This window comes from Cytophagia bacterium CHB2, assembly GCA_030263535.1.
Lineage (GTDB): Bacteria > Zhuqueibacterota > Zhuqueibacteria > Zhuqueibacterales > Zhuqueibacteraceae > Coneutiohabitans.
Window position 1 is genome coordinate 1 of the sequence record SZPB01000540.1, and the last position, 3,126, is coordinate 3,126.

Here is a 3,126-nt window from a genome sequence, read left to right on the forward strand (position 1 = left end):
AATCCCTGCCAGCTTCTCGGCAGATTGGCTGTGGCCCATGCCAGGCCGCGCTTGAGCGTCGGCTTTGTTTGAAAACTCCGCGCGAAATAGCGGCGCGCAGTATAGGTGTCGCCCTGCCGCTGAAAGCGCCGGCCGACTTGAAAATCCAGTTTTGCTTCAAAAGCGGAAGCGTGCTTGCGCAAATAGGGAAAGCGTTGCAGCGAGAGACTCAAAAAACGCCGGTAGTTCGATTCGATATGGTGCGGTGTGCCGGTTTGCGAGGCGCTGCGCGGCGTCACACAGCGGTAGACCAGCAATTCATTGAGACAAGCCACCTCATGCGCCGCGGCAATGCGCATGAACAAATCGTGATCCTCGCAGGTGCGCAAACTTTCGTCCAATCCGCCCACCTCTTCATAAACCTTGCGGGGCATGAACATGGTCGGCGTGATGAGTTTGATCTGAAACAGAAACGAAGCCGCCACACGCGCTTCCCGCTGCGCCGGCAACCGGAAACGAACATCGCGGATTTTGCTGCCATCCGGGCGAACTTCGCGCAAGGCGGAGATCACCAAACCGAGCGCCGGTTGCGCTGCAATGGTTTGATACTGGCGCTGCAGCTTCTCCGCATGCCAGTAATCATCGGCATCCAAAAACGCGAGAAAGACGCCGCGACTGTTGCGCGCGCCGAGATTGCGCGCCGCCGCCGGGCCGCGATTGTGCTCGTGTTTGAAGGCGCGTACCTGCGCATGCTTGCCGGCAAGCTGTTGCGCCACGTTGAACGTCGCGTCGCGCGAGGCATCATCAACAATGATGATTTCAGCCGGTGGCAACGTTTGGGCCAGACAACTTTCGACAGCCCGTGACAGCCATTTCTCCGCCTGATACGCCGGAATGATGACACTGATATCGGACGTCATCGCATCAAAACCATTTTCTTCGTGCGCACGAATTCATTCGCCGTAAACTTGAGCAGGTAGACGCCGCTCGCGGCCTCTTCTTGCGGCGTCCAGTTGATCGCATATGCGCCTGCGTTCATGCGTCCATCTTGTAAAGTTGCCACCAGCCGCCCGGCAAGATCATAAACCTGGACGCGTACTTCCGCCGTTTGCAATAACGCGAAAGAAATCGTCGTCGCCGGATTGAAGGGATTCGGATAATTTTGATAAAGTTGAAACGAGACCGGTTGATAATACCGGGCGCCGGCAACCTCCACGGACGTTGGCGTTGGCGTGTCAACCGTACTCCAGTCCAGCGCGTCGAATGCGACTCCGGCTTCCGCCGGTTCCGAGTTGGGGGTGTAATTCTCATTCATGACGCCGAGCGTGACAACGATTCTTTGCAGTTCCAGCGTCTCCCATTTTTTATCGGGAAAGTAGCGTTCATAATCCGCTCTGGGATAGAGCAGCAATTCATTCCAATCGTCGAAACTTGGCGGTATTTCCAAAGAAACGTAAGCGCCTCGCATTCCCGCGAAACTGAAGGCAGAACCCAGGCTGTAGCTGATCGCAAATTGTGGAACTCTCGTCTGATTTTTATGACCGGAAATCATGACATATGGCCGGCACACCTCCGGATGCAAGTATTCCGTCGACTTAATTCTGTAGCTCAATTTCAAGACCGGCCACCGCTCAGGCGCCGGCGGGGTGAGGGCTTGCCGCACCTCGGAGGTCAAATAACTATTTGTGCTGACCTGCCGGTCTTTCGCCTTGGTGTAAAGATAAAGGTTTTTCCGGCTGGCGCCTCTTGGTTGAATCAACCGTTTTTGGATGGGCGGGGTGTCATAACTCAGCAAATGATTGACGAACCAGCCGCTGTTTAACGGTTCCTCGAAACTGGGATTGAGCAACCTCGCGCCGGCAGGCCAGGTCCATTCGGGTTGCAGATAACCATAAACGGCATCATCGTATTCCGCGAATGCATCCGGGTCGATCGTGATGATTTCGTCGGCAAGCGTGTGGAATGTGATGGCTTCGCAGACCGTGCCGTTGAGTTTCACCATACCAACGCCCCACGATGAGTTCGCGGTTTCGAGATAATCCGCGGCGCGGATAAAATTGGCGGTATTCGGCATCAGGATAAAAGCCGTACCTTTATAGCGCCAGGAGATTTCCGGAATCGAGGCCACCGTGTTATGCACATGCCCGAAGAAGGCGAATTTCACATTGCCATAGCGCGTGAGGATGTTCATCAACGCGGCGCGATTTGCCGCACCGGGCCCATAGGTGTCGAATTGGGCTCGCCCAACCGGCAGCAACGGGTGATGCGTGAAAAACATGGTTGGGCGCTCACGGTTCGCTTGCAAATCGGCGTCGAGCCAGGTGAGAAACTCTGGATGCTTTGCCATGAAATCATCCACGCCGTAGCCGTTGCCGCCGGCTTGCGAGAACAGGACAAAGTGCCAATCGCCGGCGTCAAAGGAATACACCACCAGCTCCAGGCCGTTGATTTGTTGCTGAGCCCAGATGAAGTTGGCAAACTCGCGATTTTTGATGGGATTGGTGGCAAAGGTATCGGCTTCCGGCACGTGATCGTGGTTGCCCATCAGCAAATACAGCGGCATTTGCAGCGGCTTTACCGTTTGCACAAACAGATTGAAATTTTCCCATTCCCCGGTGTTGTGGATGTTGTCGCCGAGCGTGACGACAAACTCCGGCTTAAGCTGATTCGTGAGCGCGACGGCTTGCTGCAAGCGCGGCACTACGGTTTCATAATTCCGCTTGCTATCGGGATTATCGAACTTGGTGCCGGGCGCGTAAAACGCCACTTGCGGATCGCCCCAGATGCCGAATGAAAAAGCTTTCTTGGCGACGCCGATGTTGGGCACATAACCGTACGGCGGATTTTGCGCCGCAACATATCCAGTTCCAAACAGCACGAATGCTGTGAGCCCCGCGGACAACCACTGGCCGTGTTTACGATTATTCCGTGTCATTTAAATGTAGCCCAGAGTTTGCAAGCGACTTTCGATTTCACGCTGCTCTTCCTCGGAAAGCATAACTTCGCGGTTCATCTCGATCGCGCTCGGCGCAAAAACCACATCATGGCCGTTGCGCTGTTCCTCGAACCATTCGCGGCGTACAACGCCATCACAATCATCAGGAACCGGCAAACCGAGCCAGTGCAACAATGTCGGCATCATGTCTT

At 55.2% G+C, this 3,126-nt stretch carries 2 protein-coding genes; both read right to left on the bottom strand.

Going from position 1 to position 3,126, the window contains the following annotated elements:
* On the bottom strand, positions 1 to 899 hold an 899-nt coding region (locus tag FBQ85_28635; GenBank protein MDL1879100.1), incomplete at its 3' end, for a glycosyltransferase family 2 protein.
* Complete coding sequence (locus FBQ85_28640; GenBank protein MDL1879101.1) at positions 896 to 2,914, bottom strand: T9SS type A sorting domain-containing protein; 2,019 nt, start codon at positions 2,912 to 2,914, stop codon at positions 896 to 898. The genes FBQ85_28635 and FBQ85_28640, both read right to left, overlap by 4 nt.
* Positions 2,915 to 3,126: the final 212 nt, after the last annotated feature.